Here is a 4606-nt window from a genome sequence, read left to right as displayed (position 1 = left end):
GGAGACCGGCATGCTCGAGGACCCGTGGAACGCCCCGATCGAGGACGTCTACTCCTACACCGCCGACCCGACCGTGGCCCGCGAGCCGGACGAGGTGATGATCAGCTTCGACAACGGCGTCCCGACCGCCGTGGACGGCCGCTCGGTGAGCGTGCTGGAGGCCATCCTGGAGCTGAACAAGCGGGCCGGCGCGCAGGGCGTGGGCCGGCTGGACATGGTCGAGGACCGGCTGGTTGGCATCAAGAGCCGCGAGGTGTACGAGGCGCCCGGCGCGATCGCGCTGATCACCGCGCACCAGGAGCTGGAGGACCTGACCGTCGAGCGGGACCTGCGGCGGTTCAAGTTCTCCGTCGAGCAGCGCTGGACCGAGCTGGTCTATGACGGGCTGTGGTTCTCCCCGCTGCGGCAGGCGCTGGACGAGTTCGTCGACGCCTCGCAGCGCTACGTCACCGGCGACGTCCGGCTGCGGCTGCACGGCGGCCGGGCGGTGCCCACCGGACGGCGTGGCGACGGCTCGCTGTACGACTTCGACCTGGCCACCTACGACACCGGCGACACCTTCGACCAGAGCCTGGCCAAGGGCTTCGTCCAGCTGTGGGGGCTGCCCAGCCGGATCGCTGCCCGGCGGCAGCAGCGCCTGGGCAAGTGAGCTCTGGGCAGCCGGACGCCGGGCAGTCGCCGAGCACCCCGGACGGCAAGCTGTGGGGCGGCCGGTTCGCCGGCGGGCCGGCCGAGGCGCTGGCGGCACTGTCGGTCTCGACCCACTTCGACTGGCGGCTGGCCGGGCACGACCTGGCCGGCTCCCGGGCGCACGCCCGGGTGCTGCACCGGGCCGGGCTGCTGACCGCCGAGGAGCTGGCCGGCATGCTGGCGGCGCTGGACGCGCTCGACGCCGACGTCCGGTCCGGGGCGTTCCGCCCGCTTCCGGGCGACGAAGACGTGCACAGTGCCCTGGAACGGGGCCTGCTGGAGCGGGCCGGTGCCGAGCTGGGCGGCCGGCTGCGGGCCGGCCGGTCGCGCAACGACCAGATCGCCACCCTGATCCGGATGTACCTGCGCGAGCAGGCCCGGGCGCTGACCAGCAGGTTGTGCGAGCTGGTGGCCGCACTTGCCGAGCAGGCCCAGGCGCACCTCGGCGTGCCGATGCCGGGCCGGACCCACCTGCAGCACGCCCAGCCGATCCTGCTCTCCCACCACCTGCTGGCGCACGGCTGGACGCTGCTGCGCGATGCCGACCGGCTGCGCGACTGGGACGTCCGGGCCGCGGTCAGCCCGTACGGCTCGGGCGCGCTGGCCGGCTCCTCGCTGGGTTTGGACCCGGCGGCGGTGGCGGCCGAGCTGGGCTTCGACGCACCGGCGGAGAACTCGGTGGACGCCACCGCGTCCCGGGACGTGGTGGCCGAGTTCTGCTTCGTCACCGCGATGCTCGCGGTCGACCTGTCCCGGCTGGCGGAGGAGGTCATCCTGTGGGCGACCCGGGAGTTCTCGTTCGTGACGCTGGACGACGCCTACTCCACCGGCTCGTCGATCATGCCGCAGAAGAAGAACCCGGACGTCGCGGAGCTGACCCGGGGCAAGGCCGGCCGGCTGATCGGCAACCTGACCGGCCTGCTGGCCACCCTGAAGGGCCTGCCGCTGGCCTACAACCGGGACCTGCAGGAGGACAAGGAGCCGGTGTTCGACTCGATTGACTCCTTGCACCTGCTGCTGCCGGCGCTGACCGGCATGCTGGCCACCCTGGTCTTCGACACCGAGCGGCTGGAGTCGCTGGCCGGCCAGGGTTTCTCGCTGGCCACCGACGTGGCCGAGTGGCTGGTCCGGCAGGGCGTGCCGTTCCGGGTGGCACACGAGCTGGCGGGGGAGTGCGTGCGGGTCTGCGAGTCCCGGGGGATCGAGCTCGCCGACCTGTCCGACGAAGACTTCGCCGCGATCTCGGAGCACCTGCGCCCGGAGGTTCGGTCGGTGCTGACGGTGTCAGGCTCGCTGGCCAGCCGCTCGGCGGTCGGCGGCACCGCGCCGGCCCGGGTGGCCGAGCAGCTGGGCCAGCTGCGCGCGCGGCTGGCCGGCTACCAGGACTGGGCCGGCGGGTTGGCACACTGACCGGCGTGGGTATCGATCGCGAACTGCTGTCCCGGCCGGCGTTGCAGGTCGCCCCGGTGCTGCTCGGCGCCACCGTGACCAGCAGTCTGGGCGGTGCCGAGGTGGCGGTCCGGGTCACCGAGGTGGAGGCCTACGAGGGCACCCTGGACCCGGCCTCGCACGCCTTCCGCGGGCCCACCAGGCGCAACGCGGTGATGTTCGGCGAGGCGGGAAGGCTGTACTGCTACTTCATCTACGGCATGCACTGGTGCGCCAACATCACCTGCGCGCTGCCGGGCACCGCCGCCGCGGTGCTGCTGCGGGCGGCGGAGATCGTAGACGGCGAGCCGGTCGCACAGGCCCGCACGCTGGCCAGCACCACGTCGTCGATCCGCCCGGCGAAGCTGGCCAGCGGCCCGGCCCGGCTGGCCCGGGTGATGGGTCTCACTGGTGAGCACACCGGCCTGGACCTGCTGGATCCCGGCTCGCCGGTGCGGCTGACCGAGCTGGGTTTGCCGGCGGACTACCGCACCGGCCCGCGGGTCGGGGTGGCGGCCGCCGCCGAGCACCCGTGGCGGTTCTGGCTGCCGGACGAGCCCAGCGTGTCGGCCTACCGTCCGGGCGGCCGGAAGCGGGTTGCCGCCACCCGGCAGACTGGGGCGCCGTGAGCACCGCACCGGAGCACCCCGCATCGCCGATCGACTCGCTGCCGGCCGAGCTGCGCCCGGCTTATGAGGTGCTGGCCGCCGGCGCCGCCCAGATCCTGCCCGAGAACGGGCTGGCCGAACGGCTGCTGGCGGCGCACACCGAGGGCCGGCCGCTGCGGGTGAAGCTGGGCATCGACCCGTCCGGCGCCGACCTCACCCTGGGCCACGCGGTGGTGCTGCGCAAGCTCCGCCAGTTCCAGGACTTCGGCCACACCGCGGTGCTGGTGGTGGGCGGCTTCACCGGCCAGGTCGGCGACCCGTCCGGCAAGACCGCTACCCGGTCGGCGCAGAGTGCAGAGCAGGTGATCGCCAACGCCCGCGGCTACTTCGACCAGGTGATGCGCATCCTGGACCCGCAGCGCACCGAGATCCGTGACAACGCCGACTGGCTGGGCACCATGAGCCTGGCGCAGCTGCTGGACTACACCCGCCAGCTGACGGTGGCGCAGCTGCTGGAGCGCGACGACTTCGCCAAGCGGTTCGCCGCCAACACCCCGATCACCCTGTCGGAGTTCTTCTACCCGCTGCTGCAGGGCATCGACTCGGTCGAGATCGCCGCCGACCTCGAGCTCGGCGGCACCGACCAGACCTTCAACAACCTGGTCGGCCGGGTGCTGCAGCGGGCCAAGGGCCAGCCGCCGCAGACGGTGCTGACGCTGCCGCTGCTGGTGGGCATCGACGGCGTGGAGAAGATGGGCAAGTCGCTCAACAACTTCGTGGCGATCACCGAGCCGCCGGACGAGCAGTTCGGCAAGCTGATGCGCATCCCGGATTCGGTGGTGCAGCTCTACGCCACCCTGTGCACGACCTTGCCGCCGGACCAGGTGGCCGCATTGGCCGACGAGGTGGCCGCCGGCGGCGGCCGGGCCAACCAGGCCAAGCGGCGGGTGGCTCGCGAGATCGTCACGCTGTACCACGGCGCCGCAGCGGCGGCCGCCGCCGAGGAGCGGTTCAACGCGATCTTCCGCGACCACCAGCTGCCCACCGACGCGCCGGTCTTTGCCACCCGGTTGACCGACCCGGTGCACCTGCCCGCGGTGCTGACGGCGGCGGGCCTGGCCGAGAGCAGCTCGGCGGCCCGCCGGCTGATCGACGCCGGCGCGGTCCGGATCGACGGCGAGCCGGTGGCACGGGGACGTTACGAGCTGCCGGCCGCCGAACTGGCGGGCCGGCTGCTGGCCGTCGGCAAGCGGAAGGCGGCCCGGATCGCCGCCGAGCCCGGCTGAACCGACAGCGGGTTTCTGCCGCGATAGGCCGAACGGATCGGGCCTCTGGCACCCCGTTCACCCCGGATTTGACCCTGGTTTTCCGGTCGGTTAATGTTCTCCCTGCACGGCGAACGGAGCCCGCAAGCGGGGGCCGGCCGGGCGGGCCACCAGGTGGCAGGTCGGGAATCCGATGGGCTACACTGGGCAGGCGCGGGACGAGCAGGTCGGTTTGACACTGCGAAACGGACCGACTAGCGTTACATAGGTTGCCCCGGATCGAACCGAAAGGTTCGTGATGGTGTGCGTCCGCTCCTTGAGAACTCAACAGTGTGCCGAAAGTTAGTGCCATAAAAGCACAACCTCGTCCGTGATCATCGGTCTAGCCGGTGCTCATGTACGAATTTCTTTGATTGATTACGAGCAATACCAGCTCGGATTGGTCAGCTATCAAATGGCTACTTCGGTAGCTTATCTGTGTCGACAATGCCGCTGAAGCGGCGACGTCATAAAACATTCACGGAGAGTTTGATTCTGGCTCAGGACGAACGCTGGCGGCGTGCTTAACACATGCAAGTCGAGCGACGCTCCTCCTTCGGGAGGATGACGGAGCGG

At 71.3% G+C, this 4606-nt stretch carries 3 protein-coding genes, 1 rRNA gene and 1 pseudogene; all 5 read left to right on the top strand.

The window, feature by feature from the left end; all coding sequences use genetic code 11:
• A pseudogene (locus VLJ82_RS20285) lies at nt 1-649 on the top strand (argininosuccinate synthase); the annotation flags it as partial.
• Nucleotides 646-2100, top strand: coding sequence for an argininosuccinate lyase (gene argH, locus VLJ82_RS20280; RefSeq protein WP_408665184.1), 1455 nt, complete (start codon nt 646-648; stop codon nt 2098-2100). The pseudogene VLJ82_RS20285 and the gene argH, both read left to right, overlap by 4 nt.
• Nucleotides 2101-2105: 5 nt before the next feature.
• Nucleotides 2106-2747, top strand: a complete 642-nt coding sequence (locus VLJ82_RS20275) for a DNA-3-methyladenine glycosylase (RefSeq protein WP_408665183.1) — start codon at nt 2106-2108, stop codon at nt 2745-2747.
• Nucleotides 2744-4012, top strand: a complete 1269-nt coding sequence (gene tyrS / locus VLJ82_RS20270) for a tyrosine--tRNA ligase (RefSeq protein WP_408665182.1) — start codon at nt 2744-2746, stop codon at nt 4010-4012. The genes VLJ82_RS20275 and tyrS overlap by 4 nt, the downstream gene beginning before the upstream one ends.
• A 495-nt stretch (nt 4013-4507) precedes the next feature.
• Nucleotides 4508-4606 (top strand): 16S ribosomal RNA (locus VLJ82_RS20265); the annotation flags it as partial.

This window comes from Jatrophihabitans sp. (genome assembly GCF_035474675.1).
Classification (GTDB): Bacteria; Actinomycetota; Actinomycetes; order Mycobacteriales; family Jatrophihabitantaceae; genus Jatrophihabitans_A.
Note: the sequence above shows the minus strand (reverse complement) of the source record. Positions and strands in the feature narration are given on the sequence as shown.